Below are 15,740 nucleotides of genomic sequence, written 5' to 3'. Positions count from 1 at the left end.
GAGCTACTGAGGGATCATCAGCACGAGCGCCACCGGCCGGTCTCGCTCACGGACAGCCTCCGCGACGCGCTCGCCATGGACGCCGGCGAGCCTCCAAAAGGCGGTCTCCGTCTGGACGCTCACCGAAGACGACGGCGCGGGGCAAGACGCGGAAGTGGTGGCCGACTTCCTGCGGATGCCCGACCCCGCCCGCGCCGCCGGGCAACGCGGTCTGTACTGCGGCGTGCCCCTGTAGGCGGACCTCTCGGTAGCAGCAGCCCGGCTCCGCCGGCCGCGCGGCTGGAGCGAACACACCAGATGCGGTGGACGTTAGTCCGCTGCCCGGCGCTGGAGCCGGGGCCGCGCGCGGTGAGCGGAGCGAGCCGCCTTGATTGAAGTAGGGAAGGTTCCGCCCCTCGTCGGATCGGGGGTACGGCGCGGAGGACGGATCTTCTTGAAAACCGTCCTGCTCCCAGTGCGGTACTAATCGCCGTGCACCCGACGGGCATCAATCCAGGCTTGCCCGCTGTTGTGCCCGATCGGCCCCCAACAGGCCAGCCACGCCACCAGGCCCACGAGACCGAAGGCGAGGCCGCGGGCGAAGGGGCACACGTAGACACTGACGGTGTCTGTATTCCCGGCCTCCTGAACTGCGGTAGCAGTCAGATCCAAGATCTGAGGTGCCGCGCATAAGCGCGGCGTCGCCGGGTGGGCGCCCACAAAGGGGGCGAAAGACCAGGCGGGGCTGGGGACGCACGCCGTGCCAAGCGCTCACAGCGAGAAGGGTTCAACCATGCATCCTGGCGAGTGAAGCTTCGCTTCGCCTTCATTCCTTGTTGCGGGCGCGGGACACGTTGTCCTTGCAATCCCCTGCAATCCTCCACGCGCCCCTGCCGTTGCCCCTCAGATCATTGTCCTCGATCACACCACCACCCCCCTCGTACATCCGCATCGCCGCATATCCGTTGCCATTGATCCGGTTGGCACGCAAGGTTGGCTTGCCGCCCGTCTTGATCTCCACGCCCGAAAAGGTGTTGCCGGTGATGTCGTTGTCCTCCAGCACGCCCAGGCCACTGTCGTAGACGAAGACGCCGGACTGGCTGTTGTCGTGGATCTGGTTGCGGCGCAGGGTGGGGTTGCCACCCTCCTTGATCGTCACGCCCGCCTTGGCGTTGCCGGTGATGTCGTTGTCCTCCAACACGCCCAGGCCACTGGCGTAGACGTAGACGCCGACCTGGCTGTTGTCGTGGATCTGGTTGCGGCGCAGGGTGGGGTTGCCACCCTCCTTGATCGACACGCCCGCCAAGGTGCTGCCGGTGATGTCGTTGTCCTCCAGCACGCCCAGGCCGCTTTCGTAGACGAAGACGCCGGACTGGCTGTTGTCGTGGATCTGGTTGCGGCGCAGCCGCGGGTCGGCGCCGTTGCGGATGGCGACGCACGCGAGCCCCTGACTGCTGATGTCGCAGCCTTCCAGTTCCAGCCGCCCCTGGGTGATGTCCACGCCGTACCACGGACCCCCGGTCTGGCGCAGGGTCAGGTTGGTGACCCGGCCGATGCTGGCCTGGAATTTCAGTGCGTTGGCGCCGCCGGTGCGGATCTGGATGTCGGCGGCCGGGCCGTCGCCGAGGACCTCCAGTGGCTTGTCGATCACCAGGCCTTCCTCGTAGAGGCCTGGCCGGACCAGTATCCGGTCACCCGGTTGCGCGGCCTTGATCGCCGCACCGATCGTCGTGAAGTCTCCCCGGTGGTAGGGGTCGACCACATGGGTCGGCGGCTCGGACTTGGCCGTGCTCCTGCCTGTGTGCTGCATCTGTTCCGTCGCCCCGTCCGCCTCTCCAGGGGCTTCCGCGAGGCGGGCGACGCGGACCCGGGCGGTGGCGGGCGGCTTCCAGAACGTGTCCCGCATGCGTGACGCCAACTGTGCGGTGGCCTTGCGGACCACCGGTGAGGTGAACGGCTCGAACCGCAGCTCGCGCCAGTCGGCGTGCTGGCGTGAGGCCAGTACCCGGGCCATCTCGTCGGTTTCGCGCAGCTCGGGATCATCCAGCTCCTGGGCGCTGATGTAGTACACCGGCAGGATCAGGTCCTGGCGGCCCAGGTCGCGCTCCCGCTCCAGGAACCGAGTCACCTCCGACCGGCAGGCGGGGCTGCGGAACAGGCTCGGCGTGACGATGACCAGCAACAGTGTCACCGCGTCCAGCGCTTCGTCGATGCGCTGCTGCCAGTTCTGGCCCCAGGCGACATCGTTGCGATCCTGGAAGATCGCGAACTCCTCGCCCGTCTGCGCCCGCACCTCGGCACCAAGCCGTTCCCTGAACTGGCTGAGCAGGCCGTCATCATGCTGATCGTTGAAACGGACATAGCTCATGAACGCCGCAGGCCTACCGGACATGACATCCCCCCATCACAACGTGTGAATACTGACACACAGGGAGACGTGAGGTGTCCGATTCCTGCTGGCCGGGATCTCCAAGCGATGTACAGCAGGGCGGTACCGCAACCTCAGCAACCGCCCCCGTCCACTGACCTCGTTCCGGGGCCTCGTAGTGGCCGGTATGACCGTGGCTGACCGATCCGGCTAGAGCTAAGGATCAGAAGGTGGTCTGCAGTCTCATCTGCAGTCTCGTCCGTACGCGTTCAGGGCCGTCCACAGGCGCGCCGCCAGCAAGCCGCATCCCTAGATAATCGATTCCAGGGGGTCGGTGGTCACTGCGAAGCGCGGGCCGCCTCCACTGCCTCCCGGACGTCCGTGTGCGGGTCGTCGGCGAGGTCGTCCAGCAGTTCGGTGACCCCAGGGGTGGACCAGCGGGCGACCGCCCACACCAGCTCCTCCCGCACCCCGGGGTCGGGGTGGGTGGCGAGGCGGCCCAACTGGGCGAGCGGGCCCCGCCGACGCATTCCGAACCAGTGCAGTGCCTCCCGCAGCGCGGCTGGGTCCCCGGGGTCACCGGCTGCTGCGACCCGGGCGAGCAGCACCCTGGCGGGTGGCGGCGGATCATCCAGCGGATGCGGCAGCCGCTCGCGAAGGCGCCGCGCCCCGTACCCGCCGCGCACCCGGCACCCGAAACAGGTACAGGGGCGCACACCGTGCGCGTCCGGCAGGTACCGCCAGCCCGCCACCTGCGGCGCGGCGCGGACCCGGTGCACTTCACGCGGCCGGATCGCCCGGGGTACGAACACCTCCCACCCGCGCGGATCCTCCAGTGCCGCGATCCGCCGCACCGCCTCTGACGCAGAAACGGTGGTCTGGGCGTCCCGCGCCCGGTCGGTATAGCGTCCGACCAGCACGTGCTGGGCGTCGTCCAGCCGCAGGTGGACGGCCACAAGCCCGCCCCGGCTGCCGAAACGGGCCAGCTCGCGCAGCCATTGGTGGGTGAGGGTATACGACGGCAGCACCGGGAAGCAGTAGACCCCGCGCGCGCTGCCCTGTCCGTGGCTGGCCGCCTGGATCCCGGACCGTCGGATGCGCGGCGCGATCGCCGCTGAGGTCAAGTGCACGAACATCGCCATGACATGGGATGCTAGGTGATCGATTCCACGGCATCGGCTGCGCGCATGGGACGAGGGCGTCCAACGTCAGTGTGTGAAGACAGAGTTGGACACCCTCGCGACCGCACTCAATGTGAAGACCAACGACCTGCTGAAGGCGTCTCCGCATCTCGCGCGCTCTCCACGGGTCGCTTGCTTACCTGGACCACAGACGACCTCGCTGGCGAGTCCCTACTCAGCGATCGGATCGCAATTCCTAATCAGCAGCCGAGTCGTCGGGGGGTGTCGGGCGGCGAATCGTAAGAAGCCACGGACGGCAGACCACTGAAAGCACACCCCACACCCCTGGGTGAGCCAACCCTACGTATGGTTCGCTCATCCCGATCAAGGTAGGGACCACTGACCACTGACTACTTGGAATCGATCATCTAGTACCAATACCGGTGACTTTGGTGTTTTCGGTTCGTTGGGTGAGGTGTGCCAAGGCCCGGACAGGTGAAGTCGTCAGCAGGCGAGCGGTTGTCGGATCGGATTGCGATTGGGGTGCTGACCCGCGCGTTTCCGCCGGAGTTGGTGGACGAGGTGATCGCGGAGTGCGGTCGGGCCGAGCAGCGGCACAGGCTGCTGCCGGCCCGGGTGGTGGTGTATTTCGTGCTGGCGATGTGTTTGTTCTCCGGTCAGGGATATGAGGAGGTCGCGCGGCTCCTCACGCATGGGCTGGAGCGGATGGGGCGGTGGAAAGGGACATGGCGGGTGCCGACCACCGCGGCCATCGGCCGGGCCCGTCTGCGGCTGGGCCCGGAGCCGCTCAGGACCCTGTTCACCAGGGTGTGCCGTCCGGTAGCGACCGAGGAGACGAGCGGGGCCTGGTACCGCCGGTGGCGGCTGGTCGCGGTGGACGGCACCACCTTCGACCTGCCCGACACCGACGCCAACGCCGCCTTCTTCGGGCGTCCCGGCGTCAGCCGCGGGCAGGAGAAAAGCGCCTACCCGCAGGCGAGGGTGGCCGCGCTGGTCGAGTGCGGCACCCACGCGGTCTTCGCGGCCGAGACCGGTCCGCTTGCCGTCCATGAAACGGTGCTGGCCCAGCGCCTGTTCTGCTCGCTGACGCCAGGGATGATGCTGCTGGCCGACCGGGGCTTTCACGGCTTTGACCTGTGGCGGGCCGCCGCAGCCACCGGCGCCGACCTGCTGTGGCGGGTCAAGAACGATGCCGTCTTGCCAGTGCGGGCTCTGCTGAAGGACGGCTCCTACCTCTCGGAGATCGTCGCCGCCCGGGACAAGAACCGCCGCGCGGACCCGGCCAGGGTCCGCGTTATCGAATACACCCTCGGCCGCGACGGCAGCGGCACGGTCTACCGGCTGATCACCACCGTCCTGGATCCGCGCGCCGCGTCGGCCACATCGCTGGCCGCGCTGTACGCCCAGCGGTGGGAGATCGAAAGCACGCTGGACGAGATCAAGACCCACCAGGGCGGACCCCGCCTCGTCCTGCGCTCCCAGCACCCTCGCGGGGTCGAGCAAGAGATCTTCGCCTTCCTGCTGGTGCACCACGCACTGCGGGACCTGATGCACCAGGCCGCACGGCAATCGGACCAAGACCCCGACCGGATCTCCTTCACCCGCACCCTGCGCATCATCCGCCGCCATGTCACCGACCAGGCGGCGTTTTCCCCCCTCCCGGCTGGCCCGAGCCCTGGCAACAGCCCTGCATGAGATCCGCGAACGCCCCCTGCCCCCACGCCGGTTGCGGTCCAGCCCTCGCGTCATCAAACGCAAGATGTCCAACTGGACCCACCGAAGAGCAACCTAAATCACCGGTATTGCATCTAGGCGAACTACCGGAGCGGGAGGCATGTCCCGCAGACATGTTGCATCCGACGACATGGTTCCGGCATCACAACGGGGATCCGTTTACAAGAAGCAGGAAACACATCAATGTGGTGCAGCGGCTCCTTGATATACAGCGAGCGCGTGTTCGCCGCCTGCGCCACTTCCTGGATCCACGCGTTGCCGCTCTCTACGACACCCTCGTCGCAGACCTGGGCTCCGTCTGACGGACAGGGACACCCGCTTCGTCGTGATCGGCCAGATTCTGCGCGGGTCTTCACCTTTACCGGCTGCCGAGGTGAATGCCTGGCGCCCTGTCTGCGCACCCCGCGCGGGCACCCGCGCGTTGGCCGGGCCGCGCGGTCCCGTACGGCCGCCCGTGCGGGCGGGCCGCCACCCCACCCGGGGCTGCGGCCGGCGCCGGTGCCTGGTCAGGACACCAGGGTCTGCTCCTCCAGCTCCGTCAGCTTCACGGTGCACAGGCCGCTGCGCTCGACCTTGACATCCGTCACCTTCAGCTGGGTGCCAGGCAGGAGGATGAACTCCTCCTCGCCGGTGAACGCGGAGAAGTCGCGGATGCCCACGGCCCGGGCGGGGATCAGCTCGAACAGCGTCCGCTTGCCGCGGCTGCCGAGGAACGCCTTGGCCACGCCGAGCTCGGACGTGCACGAGGACACGCCCCACCAGGCCACGGTCCGTCCGAGCGGGTACTGCGAACGCAGGTCCAGCGACACCCCGCGCCACAACGGTCGGGTTCGGACGGGCAGTTGCGACACCGCCGAGAACAGCAGCCGCAGATACGGCAGGTACGGGACGAGCCTGGTCCGGTCCGGGGAGCGCAGGATGGCGTTGATCTCCCGGTAGAACCCGGACTCGCAGGTGTAGAGGTAGAGGGCGGCGATCGCGTCGGCGGACAGGCTGTCGGACGCTTCGTCCGCCCGCCGCTTGCCGAACTCATGCGACCGGTCGACGTGCCGGCCCAGCCCGGACAGCAGCGCGGCGACCGGGGCGACAGCCTCGCGGAAGTCCATGAGCGGGGTGTCGAACACACCTGTGATCGCGGGAAGGACGAGCCCCTCGTCCTTGACGCTGGAGAGCCGGTCGAGGTAGAGCTGGTGCAGCTCCATGGTGGACGCGATGAACGCGCCCATGCGGTCGGCGACGTCGCCGTCGGCCCCGTCGGTCTCCGCCGCGAGCTTGTTCCAGCCGGTGCTCGGCAGCCAGTCGATCTCGTCGGTGCCCAGCGATGCGAGGGCCGCGTTCACCATCCCGAAGTGGTCGCCGTCGCAGAAGATGTCGCCCTGCGCCGCGGGGTTGGCGTGGTCGATGTGCCGGACCTCGACCTCGGGGTACTTCTTCTGGAGCTCGAGAACGACCTTCTTCAGACTGCGCGCGTGCGCCCCCCACCACGCGAAGACGACCCCGCGGTCCTCCTCGTCGGCGTTCTGCTTGGCCTTGAGGATCTCCTCGACGATCCGCTCGGCGACCGGCCGCCAGAACCGGGTGTGCCGGTCGGTGCCGATCGCCCCGTCGCTGTTGGCCGTCAGGGCCGCGTTCAGCAGCAGCACGCCCTGCGTGAGCATCGCCTGGAACCACTCCGGCGGCTGGACGGTGTCCTGCTTCTTCAGCAGCGCGCGAATGTCGGCTATCGGGGTCTTCTTGGGAATGCCGTACTTCCACATCGCCGCTGCCTTGATGATGCAGCGGATGCTGACGACCCTGCCGAACTGGCTGTCCTTCCAGTCGTGGAAGGTGTTGTCGAACATGGCGATGCCGGTGGCGCTCTCCGGCCGTGGGTACGGGTTCTGACCGAAGATGACGACCTTCCACTTGTGCGGCGCGTTGGGTTTGAGTGCCTGGAAGGTCAGTTCGCGGACGGGGACGACCTCCGGGCTGCGGCCCGGGCCGATGAACGCGGCCGCGTCCGGCTGCGCCTCGATGACCGGCTTCAGCAGCGGAAGCCACGGTTCACCGCCGCCCTTGAACAGTTCCGCGAGAGCCAGCGGGTCGTTCGGGTCGGGTGTGACGGGGGTGTGGGCATCGCTCATGGTGGAGGACTCCGAATGGTCGAACTGGGCTGGTGGAAGGCCTGATCGGCGAAGTTCCCATGAGCGTATGTCAGCCCACTGACAGCCCCTTCCCCTTCGTGGGGGTGCCGGGCCGGCCGGCTGCTCTGTCAGTGGGGCGCGGTAGCGTCCCGATCAGTTGAGTAACCGTTCCCGATCGGAGTGAACATGACCGTAGACCGTGTCCAGTCGCCGCTCAGCGTGGTGCTGACCGACATCAACACCGCAGTGGTGGAGGCCTGGCGAGCGGCCTTCGCCGACACCCCCGAGATTGAGATCCGCAAGGGCTCGATCCTCGACGAGGACGTCGACGCCTGGGTCAGCCCCACCAACTCCCGGGGCCGGATGGACGGTGGGGTCGACGCGGCCATCAAGCGGCATCTCGGCGCGGGTATCCAGCTGCGGGTGCAGAGGGCGATCCGCAGCCAGTTCGAGGGAGCCCTCCCGGTGGGCAGCGCGGTGTGCGTTCCGTCCGGGGCGGTCAAGCCGAGGTTCCTGATCTCGACGCCGACGATGGAGACGTCCTCGCAGAATGTCAGCGAGACTCTGAACGTGGCCCTGGCCTGCGCCGCCGCGTTCCAGGCGATCCACCAGCAGAACAGGAAGGAGCCGGGCAGCATCCGGTCGGTGGCGCTGGTCGGCATGGGCGCCCGGACCGGCCGGGTGCCGGCGCGGGTGTGCGCCAACCTGATGTGGACGGGCCACACCCTCTTCAACGACCACTCCTTCGAAAACTACGACGACCTGCGCAGCACGATCGTCGCGCAGCTCGACGACCTCGAGAGCGCGCCCGTGGAGAAGCGGGTCCGCATAGCGCCACCCAAGCGCGCCGTCTCGCGCCGCTGACGAGGCTCTCGGCTGCCCTCCGTCGTAGTGGACCGGCTCATGTGCCGGGCCGCGCAGGGTCCTGCGGGCGGGAAGCGGATACAGAAGCGCTGATCACGGGGAGGGGTACTGATGGTGACCGGCTGGGGCGGTCCGTAGCTGTGCCCAGGAGTTTCAGCCCGCGGCTCCCGCGCACAACGGGCGCCCGAGGTACGCCTATCCCAAGGGTGAGGGACTGCTGCAATTGAGTGTCCGTGAGTGTCCATTACAGGTCATGAGTAGCGTATGATCTTGTCTTGTGAACCTGACGGAATGGGCCGAGCGCAGGGCATTGCACCCCGCACGGCGTACCGCTGGTTCCCTGAGGGCACGTTGCCGGTCCCTGCGGAGCGAGTAGGGCCGCGCACGATCCTGGTCGACATCGACGCGAACACCTCACTGTCCATCACGGGTGGTGTGGGTCTATATGCTCGCGTCTCCTCGCATGACCAAAGCAGGATCTTGAGCGTCAGGTCGCCCGGCTGTCTCAGTGGGCCGCCAAGGCCGGACACACTGTGGTCCGGGTCGAGTCGGAGATCGCCTCGGGCATGAACGGGGGCCGCCCGAAGGCGCGTCGGCTGCTCGCCGATCCGAAGGTGACAACCGTGGTGGTTGAGCACCGGGACCGCCTCGGCCGGATGAACACCGAACTCGTTGAGGCTGCTCGCGCCAGAGGCACCGCCGCAACTCGTCGATGTCACCGGCGTCGATCCCGTCGACGAGCTCCGCGAAGGAGCCGTCCGGTTCGGGCAGGCGCTCACCGACTCCGTCCAGGACCGCGTCCGCGCCACCGGCGGCGCGGTGGGCGCGGACCTGTCGGGCGGGCCGGACTCCTCAGCGGCCGTCGCGCTCGCCGCCGACGCCGGGACCGTGCACGCGGTGACCTACGCCGACGGCTACACCAGCGGGGAGGACATGGCGTTCGCCTCCCGCATCGCCGAGCACACCGGCGCCCGGCACACGGTCGCCACCGGAGGCGACGAGCAACTGCCGTTCGGCTTCCCCGATCGAAGGGGAGGCAAGCAGAGGGAACAGGCCGAGGATGACAAGGTGTTGCGTCTCGTCGGCGGGCACTTGGGAACGCTGGCGTGTCATCGGTGATGTGGAGGTTGTGCTGCCTCTATGTCACCGCGATCGAAGATCCGTTCCCAGAGACGGAGTTGGGGACTTGCTGGGAGTGGATCTGGGAGAAATCTGGGACGCGCCTGGGAGGCGTCAGGCCGCCCGGAGGAGGTCAAGGACAGCCCGCTGGTAGACGGCGTAGACCTGGGGTAGCTCGGCGAGATGGGCGCGTTCGTCGATGCCGTGCAGCCCCTCGTACAGCAGGCCGAAGCCGGCGGTGGCAGGGATACCCTCTCCGGCCAGCAGGTTGCCGATGTTGGAGGGGCCCGCGGTCTTCGCCCGCACCACAAGGCCTGCTTCGGCGGCGGTGGTGAGGAGTGCGGCAGCGGGCTGTTCATCTTCCCGGAGGCGGAAGGGCGGCCAGTTGGCGACCGGGGTGATCTCGGTGGGCTTCGGGGCGGGCAGTTCCGCGTCGAGCTCGGCGACGGCCTTGCGGATGAGGGTCTCGGCGTCGTGGGCGTCGAAGGTCGGGGTGGTGCGGATGTCGACGTTGAGCTCGCACAGGTCGGGGGTGACCGAGAAGCCCTGGCCGCCGTGGAAGGACGTGACCGACAGCTTCGGTGGCAACGGGAATCCCGACCCGCCGTCGACGCCGGGCAGGTCGGCTGCGTCGAGGAGGCGTACGAGGTGTGCGGCGCGGGAGATGGCACCGACCACGGTGCGGCTGGACCCGGAGTGCCCGGAGGGGGCATGGACTGCGACGGCGGCCCGCCACAGGCCACGGCCGCCGACCACGACCTCCTCCAGGCCCGGGTAGCCGATCATCACCCCGGCCGGGCGGGCCGCGGCCTCGTCGGCCAGGTAGGCGCGGGCACCACCGAAGCCGCCGGTGTGCTCGTCGACATCCAGCAGCACAGCGAGCCCGCCGCGCAGTTCAGCGGCCCGGGGCAGCAGGTCGGCGGCGATATGGCAGAACATCGCGGCGGCCAGCTTGGAATCAGCCGACCCCCTACCGAGGAGCCATCCTTGTCGTACCTCCCCGGAGTCCGGAGGGAAGGACCAGGCGGTCTCGTCGCCGTACGGGGCGGTGTCTACGCAGGCATCCAGAGCCCACCACTGGCCAGGCCGGCCCCCGGGGATCTCGACGAGCAGCCCCACCAGCTCACCTGCGTCGTCGTACAGACGGCGGTGCGGTACGGCGCGATCGGTGAGCCAGTCCTCCAGCACGCCGAGAACCGGTCCGTAGTCGTCGATCCCGGCTCGGCTCGGCCGTCGGATCAGTTCCTGGGCCAGCTCGGTCACGGACGCCATCCGAGCCTGCTGAAGGTTCTCGCTCACGCTTCTCCCCACCACATCAGTTGTGCCGGACCGACAGCGCGCGGACGGCCTCGATCGTCTCCACCGGCCGCGCCGAAGCACACGCCTCCCGCCCATGGTGGACCAGACCCACCGCGGCCTCCCGACTGAGTAAGGTGCCGCAGTCGAACCCTTCCGCACCGTGGAAGGACGGCAGCGGTACGACCGCTTGTGTCTCCGAGGCCACGAAGAAGCGTTCCAGCGCTGCTGCCGGTTCGACCACCCCGATGTGGAGCGTCTTGACGCCGTTGCGGCGGGCGGACGGATCGCGCAGCTCCAGCAGCCGCACGAGGTGGTCGGCGAGCGTGCGGTGCCGGGGCGGGCCGTACAACACCCGGTAGTGGACCAAGTCGGGGTGCTGGGCCACGGCCGTCTCGATCGCCGCCAGATACGCCTTCTCCCGCGACCGGCTGCCAGTGACGACCAGCTGCTCGCGCGCACCGGCGGCAACGCTGACCATGGCCTCGACCAGGTCGGTCCAGCGGGTGAGCACCTTGACCACCACGGCTGTGCCGGAGGTCTCCAGCACGCTGGTGGCCGCTCCGTCCTGGTGGGCGAACAACGCCTCGGGCCGTTGCCGGTACAGCTGGCACAGACCGGCACGGTTCCGCTTGCCCGTACGGCGCCGGCCGGACTCCCACGCGCTCATCAGGCTCGCGTCCGTCGCGCCGCCGGTGATCGCGTTCAAGGCGTCGGCGGCCTCCTCCAGCGTCATGTTCAGCGCGAGCCGGGCCCGCTTGAGCGCCGAGTCCGTACTGCTGGCCGCGGCCACGGACACCGCCCCCTCCCCATCGACCGGTGTGTATCCGCATTCTTCCCCGCCCCACCGGCGGTTCGGCAGGCCGGACGCCGAGGGCGAGACGGTGCCGCTCTCCAAGGACAAGCTCCTGGCGCTGCTGACCAGCCTCGAGGAAAAGCTCTAAACCCCACCGCCGGAGCAGCCGGGAGGCTGCTCCGCCCCCCTTGTGGCGGGGGAGTGGCACCCCCGCCGCGCCGAAAACGCACCCTGAGAAAGGCACCCGTGATGAGCGCGCACACCGCCGACACCGTCAGCCAGTTGGTCAGCGTCCTGAGCCTGTCGGCCCGTATCGCCGAGTCCTGCAGCATCACGCAGCTGCCTGAGACCGTCCGCCCCGTGGGCTGGGCGGCGCACTACGCCGGAGCCGAACAGCCTTGGGAGCGGGTAGCAGAGGCCCGCGTGAACCAGGAAGTCGCCCCGCTGCTCGCCGAGATCGCGACGGTCGAGCTTCCGGTCGACGTGGCGCACTTGTACGGCAGTTCCACTGCCATGCCTTGGGCACCCGCTCCGGGGTGTCCCCGGCCTCGTGGACGGTGCCCACGACGCGCGGGATGCGCTTGTGAGCATCTGCCGGGATCTCGTCGCGCTGCCGGGCAGGCCGGCAGCGCACGCCCGTACGGCCGTGTGGTCGGTTCCGCTGACGGACACTGTGACGGTCCACTCGCCCTGTACACGGAAGGTGCGCGCGCGTCCGCTCCACCGGCTGGAAGGCCGGGCCCTTGGCGGCGATGGCGGCCAGTGCCTCACGACGCATCTCGCCCACCACGCGCTTATGCGCTTCTTTGCCGGCGGTCCGGCCGGTCTCCGCCACCGCCGCACGCCGCCAGCTCTCCAGAGCAAGGGCTCCTCGCCCCGCACGCATGGCCGCTGCTGCCGACTCCCTGATGGCCACCGAGCTGGAGCCCGAACGCGACATCGGACTCGCTTGCGGAGCTCGTGCCGCTGGCTCCGGATTCCCGCCGTGATGGGAGGCCCTTGCTCTGCCGCGTTCGGGACGATCTCACATCGGCGCACGCCAGAAGCCCCCCACTCTCTTCGGCGCGGCTCAGAAGGCCGTGTGGGCGAACCAGTAGTCCAGCACCGTCACTTCGCCCGAGACGTCGAACGCGGGCTCCTGGTACGACCGCCGCCCGTAGAGCAGCAGCAGGAGGTCCGCTGTCCGCCCCTGTACCGCCGCCTGCGCCTCGGACTGCGTTGCGCCGGCACCTGCTGGCAGCAGGCGGAAACCGTCCGGTTCCAGTTGTACCCGCCACTCCTCGCCGGTGCTGCCGTCTGGGTCCGCGCACCGGAAGGCGATGGTCTCGCCGTTGCCGTGCAGCTTCGCCACGCCCCGGGCGAAGGCACCCGCGTAGGGCAGGTTGACGAGGAACTCGTCCACCCCGTCCGCCGCCAGCGCGGGGTCGATGTCCGACTGCCGGCCGATGGCGCGCTCCGCGTCCACCCGGTGCACCAGGGTTTCGAACAGCATCCGGCGGGCCCAGAACCGCGCGTGCTGGTCCTCACCCCAGGCCCACATCGCCGCCCTGGGATCCGTGGCCCGCAGCACGGCGGCAACTTCGGGTACGCCCGCGGCCACCCAGTCGGCGTACTCCTCCGCGCGCTCCGGCAGCCCCAGGTCCACGTCGCGGCTGTGCGGAGGCTCCTGCACCCGCCGGGTCAGCAGCGCGGAGAACCAGCGCTGCAGCGCGCCCACGTGCCGGGTGAGCTCGGCCAGAGTCCAGTCGGGGCAGGAGGGCACGACGGTCGAGGGGTCCGCACCTTTGACCACGTCGGCGAAGCGCAGGGTCTCCCGCTCGATCGCCTGCCGGTAGGTGTCGTACGGCAGAGGGCGCCCCGCCCGGCTCGTCGTTTCCATCTGCTGTCGCCTTCCTCTCGGCGGTACGGATCCCAGTCGGATCAGTGTGGAGGCTGGAGTCCACTCGAAGGCAAATCCGGTCGCCGAGGTCCGCGAGCGCATGATCCAGGGCTGTCACATGCGGTCACCAGCCACACCTACCACAACAGATTTCCGCAGTCTCAGCTGTCCAAGCCGGCCCTGCCACCCATAAATGGATCAGATATCCCGGCCGGGACACGTGCGTGTTCTTGGAGGCTGGTCTTGAGGTCTGAGTCGCTGGATGGACGATGCCCCGCCCGGACTCTCCACCTGACCATCATTCCGCTCAGCGGGCGCCGCTGGTGGCGAGGGCGCTGATGAGCGTCTGGCGGAGCTGGGCTTGTGCGGCGTGGTCGATCCCGGCGAAGACTTCCGCCTCGACGGCCGCCGCGAGGGCGTCTGCCTGTTCCAGGAGTCGTGTTCCGCTGTCGGTGAGGGTGATGCTCTGCCGCCGGCGGTCGCGCGGGTCTCGCCGGCGCTCCAGCAGGCCGCGCTGTTCGAGCTCGTCCATCAGGGTCACCACGATCGCGGGCAGCACGCCGAGAGCAGTGGCCAACTCCAGTTGGGAACCTGGCCGGTCGTCGGCGAGGACGGCGAGTGCGTGGTACTGCCGGCCGGTCAGCTCCAGCTCCGCCAGGCCGGGCGCGGCCCTGGCCAGGATCTCCTTCTCGGTGCGGGCGAGCAGCAGTGACAGCCGCCTGCTGACCGCGAGGGGCATCGAAGCGGCAATGGGGGTGGGGGAGTCGTGCGCGGCCATGACATGAGAATAGCAGAACTGAATCATTGTGGATTTGATTGATTCAAATCTTGATGTATGTTGAGGAGGGTCGGGCCGCGAGGCCGAGCACCCAACCAAGGAGCGAACATGCATGTCTTCACCGGGCAACGCGCCCTGATCACCGGAGCCTCCTCGGGTATCGGCGCGGCCTTCGCCGACGAACTGGCCCGACGCGGCGCCGATCTCGTGCTCGTCGCGCGGTCCCAGGACAAGCTGACCGCCCTGGCCGACCGTCTTGCACCACTGCACGGCGTCGACGTCCAAGTCGTCACTGCTGACCTGGCCGCCCCCGGCGCCGGTGAGCGGCTGGCCGCCGAGACCGCCGCCCGCGGACTGCAGATCGACGTCCTGGTCAACAACGCCGGCTTCGCCACCCATGGCCTCTTCGCCGACTCCGACCGGGCCCGCATCGCCGAGCAGGTCGCGCTCAATGTCGGCGCGGTGGTAGATCTGACCGGCCGCTTCCTGCCCGCCATGGTCGAGCGTGGCCGCGGCGCCGTGATCAACGTCGCCTCCACCGCTGCCTTCCAGCCCCTGCCGTACATGGCTGTCTACGGGGCCACCAAGGCCTTCGTCCTGTCGTACTCCGAAGCCCTCTGGGCCGAGACACGTGCCTGCGGTGTGGATGTGCTGGCCCTGTGCCCCGGTGCGACCCAGACCTCGTTCTTCGACGTCGTGGGCACCGACGCGGCGTCCGTCGGCAAGCGGCAGACCCCGCAGCAGGTCGTGGCCACCGGCCTGCGTGCCCTCGCCCGCCGTCGGCCATCCGTCGTCAGCGGCCGCGCCAACGCCCTACTGGCCAAACTGCCCCGGCTCTTCCCGCGAGTGGTCAGCGTCAAGGTGGCGGGACGCAGCCTGCGACCCGCCAAAGCGGCGTGACCGCGCCCCAGCCGGACTCACGCGCGGCGTAGGCCCCTGGCTCGCTCGCGTGCCCGTGGCCACCGTGGCCGACGAGATCGCGGGTGAGCTGGCCCGCCGGGCACGGACTGCCCCGGCAGACGGTCCTGTGCACCGCCACGCCGGAAGCGGGCGTCGATCCTCCCGAGTTCTTCCCCAATCTGGGATACCGGCCCACTCCGGCCGGGCGGCTGGTCAGCCATCTCGACCTCGGACTGCGGGCGTTCATCAACGAACTCGACGAGGGCCTCGATCCGGTGTACTTCATCGGGCGCGCGTCCGGGGACCAGTTCCGCGAAACCGTCCTGGGAAGGTGCTTCTTCTCGCGGCCGGAAGCACAACTTCGGCAGATCAAAGAGTGGCTGCTGGAGCGCAACACCGTAAGGCCCCTCACTCTCGTGACCGGAAGCCCGGGGTCAGGGAAATCAGCACTGCAGGGAAGTTGGTCTGTCTCGCGCATCCCCAACTCCAGCCTATCCGGGGACCGATCGCGGCCACCGTCCGGCAGGACCTGAGAATCGACGTCCACCCTCGCCTAGTGCTGGATTCCTCAAAGGGAGTACACAAATCGGCGGCGTAGTCGTCGGGTGGGAGGGGCGGGTCTGCCCCATATCCATGGCTTGGCACGGGCGTTGAGCTGGGATGTTGTTACTGAGGTTGAACTCGTGATGTCGGTGGGTTGCTCAGGTGGGCCTGATGGTCAGGCCGGTCTCGGCGAGGCAGCCGTCTATGAGCTCGCTGCGG

13 protein-coding genes and 1 pseudogene are annotated in these 15,740 nt (G+C 68.8%); 7 read left to right on the top strand and 7 right to left on the bottom strand.

Annotated elements, in window-relative coordinates:
• Nucleotides 1-805: 805 nt before the first annotated feature.
• Together ACFYWI_RS37510 and ACFYWI_RS37505 are read right to left on the bottom strand one after the other, a co-directional pair.
• Nucleotides 806-2,371, bottom strand: a complete 1,566-nt coding sequence (locus ACFYWI_RS37510) for a right-handed parallel beta-helix repeat-containing protein (RefSeq protein WP_389240527.1) — start codon at nt 2,369-2,371, stop codon at nt 806-808.
• 314 nt (nt 2,372-2,685) lie between these two features.
• Entirely contained in the window at nt 2,686-3,489 is an 804-nt protein-coding gene (locus ACFYWI_RS37505) for a HEAT repeat domain-containing protein (protein WP_389240525.1), read from the bottom strand.
• 456 nt (nt 3,490-3,945) lie between these two features.
• On the opposite strand from ACFYWI_RS37505, the gene ACFYWI_RS37500 reads away from it, so the two are divergent.
• Nucleotides 3,946-5,184 carry an IS4 family transposase gene (locus ACFYWI_RS37500; RefSeq protein ID WP_389240523.1) on the top strand — a complete coding sequence of 413 codons (1,239 nt, stop codon included), beginning with the start codon at nt 3,946-3,948 and terminating at the stop codon, nt 5,182-5,184.
• Nucleotides 5,185-5,729: 545 nt separating this feature from the next.
• Here the strand turns inward: ACFYWI_RS37500 and ACFYWI_RS37495 are convergent.
• Complete coding sequence (locus tag ACFYWI_RS37495; protein ID WP_389240521.1) at nt 5,730-7,346, bottom strand: ADP-ribosyltransferase domain-containing protein; 1,617 nt, start codon at nt 7,344-7,346, stop codon at nt 5,730-5,732.
• Nucleotides 7,347-7,532: 186 nt separating this feature from the next.
• Between ACFYWI_RS37495 and ACFYWI_RS37490 the strand changes: the two genes are divergently transcribed.
• From ACFYWI_RS37490 to ACFYWI_RS37480, 3 genes and pseudogenes are all read left to right on the top strand, one after another.
• Nucleotides 7,533-8,210 (top strand): macro domain-containing protein, encoded by a 678-nt coding sequence (locus tag ACFYWI_RS37490; RefSeq protein WP_389240519.1) that lies wholly within the window; start codon nt 7,533-7,535, stop codon nt 8,208-8,210.
• 500 nt (nt 8,211-8,710) lie between these two features.
• A pseudogene (locus ACFYWI_RS37485) lies at nt 8,711-8,830 on the top strand (IS607 family transposase); the annotation flags it as partial.
• A 52-nt stretch (nt 8,831-8,882) separates the two neighbouring features.
• Complete coding sequence (locus ACFYWI_RS37480) at nt 8,883-9,329, top strand: asparagine synthase-related protein (RefSeq protein ID WP_389240516.1); 447 nt, start codon at nt 8,883-8,885, stop codon at nt 9,327-9,329.
• 114 nt (nt 9,330-9,443) lie between these two features.
• On the opposite strand, the gene ACFYWI_RS37475 is transcribed toward ACFYWI_RS37480, so the two are convergent.
• Entirely contained in the window at nt 9,444-10,628 is a 1,185-nt protein-coding gene (locus ACFYWI_RS37475; RefSeq protein ID WP_389240514.1) for a M20 family metallopeptidase, read from the bottom strand.
• A 16-nt stretch (nt 10,629-10,644) separates the two neighbouring features.
• The gene (locus ACFYWI_RS37470) at nt 10,645-11,424 is read right to left on the bottom strand and encodes an XRE family transcriptional regulator (RefSeq protein ID WP_389240512.1); all 780 of its coding nucleotides are present in this window, start codon (nt 11,422-11,424) and stop codon (nt 10,645-10,647) included.
• A 22-nt stretch (nt 11,425-11,446) separates the two neighbouring features.
• On the opposite strand from ACFYWI_RS37470, the gene ACFYWI_RS37465 reads away from it, so the two are divergent.
• Nucleotides 11,447-11,569: a hypothetical protein gene (locus tag ACFYWI_RS37465; RefSeq protein ID WP_389240510.1), complete on the top strand. Its 123-nt coding sequence runs from the start codon at nt 11,447-11,449 to the stop codon at nt 11,567-11,569.
• Between the two features lie 921 nt (nt 11,570-12,490).
• Here the strand turns inward: ACFYWI_RS37465 and ACFYWI_RS37460 are convergent.
• A complete protein-coding gene (locus ACFYWI_RS37460; protein ID WP_389240508.1) occupies nt 12,491-13,300 on the bottom strand; it encodes a maleylpyruvate isomerase family mycothiol-dependent enzyme in 810 nt (269 codons plus the stop codon).
• Between the two features lie 307 nt (nt 13,301-13,607).
• Nucleotides 13,608-14,078 carry a MarR family winged helix-turn-helix transcriptional regulator gene (locus ACFYWI_RS37455; RefSeq protein ID WP_389240506.1) on the bottom strand — a complete coding sequence of 157 codons (471 nt, stop codon included), beginning with the start codon at nt 14,076-14,078 and terminating at the stop codon, nt 13,608-13,610.
• Nucleotides 14,079-14,186: 108 nt separating this feature from the next.
• Between ACFYWI_RS37455 and ACFYWI_RS37450 the strand changes: the two genes are divergently transcribed.
• Nucleotides 14,187-14,978 (top strand): SDR family NAD(P)-dependent oxidoreductase, encoded by a 792-nt coding sequence (locus ACFYWI_RS37450; RefSeq protein WP_389240504.1) that lies wholly within the window; start codon nt 14,187-14,189, stop codon nt 14,976-14,978.
• An 83-nt stretch (nt 14,979-15,061) separates the two neighbouring features.
• A complete protein-coding gene (locus ACFYWI_RS37445; RefSeq protein WP_389240502.1) occupies nt 15,062-15,511 on the top strand; it encodes a hypothetical protein in 450 nt (149 codons plus the stop codon).
• Nucleotides 15,512-15,740: the final 229 nt, after the last annotated feature.

Origin of the sequence: Streptomyces sp. NPDC002889, from assembly GCF_042888425.1 — a bacterium.
GTDB lineage: Bacteria > Actinomycetota > Actinomycetes > Streptomycetales > Streptomycetaceae > Streptomyces.
This window is presented reverse-complemented; position numbering and strand designations above follow the sequence as displayed.

Excerpts from the sequence above, each read along its gene's own strand:
- ACFYWI_RS37510 (WP_389240527.1), bottom strand. The coding sequence starts at position 2,371 with ATGTCCGGTAGGCCTGCGGCGTTCATGAGCTATGTCCGTTTCAACGAT.
- ACFYWI_RS37505 (WP_389240525.1), bottom strand. The coding sequence starts at position 3,489 with ATGGCGATGTTCGTGCACTTGACCTCAGCGGCGATCGCGCCGCGCATC.
- ACFYWI_RS37495 (WP_389240521.1), bottom strand. The coding sequence starts at position 7,346 with ATGAGCGATGCCCACACCCCCGTCACACCCGACCCGAACGACCCGCTG.
- ACFYWI_RS37490 (WP_389240519.1), top strand. The coding sequence starts at position 7,533 with ATGACCGTAGACCGTGTCCAGTCGCCGCTCAGCGTGGTGCTGACCGAC.
- ACFYWI_RS37460 (WP_389240508.1), bottom strand. The coding sequence starts at position 13,300 with ATGGAAACGACGAGCCGGGCGGGGCGCCCTCTGCCGTACGACACCTAC.
- ACFYWI_RS37455 (WP_389240506.1), bottom strand. The coding sequence starts at position 14,078 with ATGGCCGCGCACGACTCCCCCACCCCCATTGCCGCTTCGATGCCCCTC.
- ACFYWI_RS37450 (WP_389240504.1), top strand. The coding sequence starts at position 14,187 with ATGCATGTCTTCACCGGGCAACGCGCCCTGATCACCGGAGCCTCCTCG.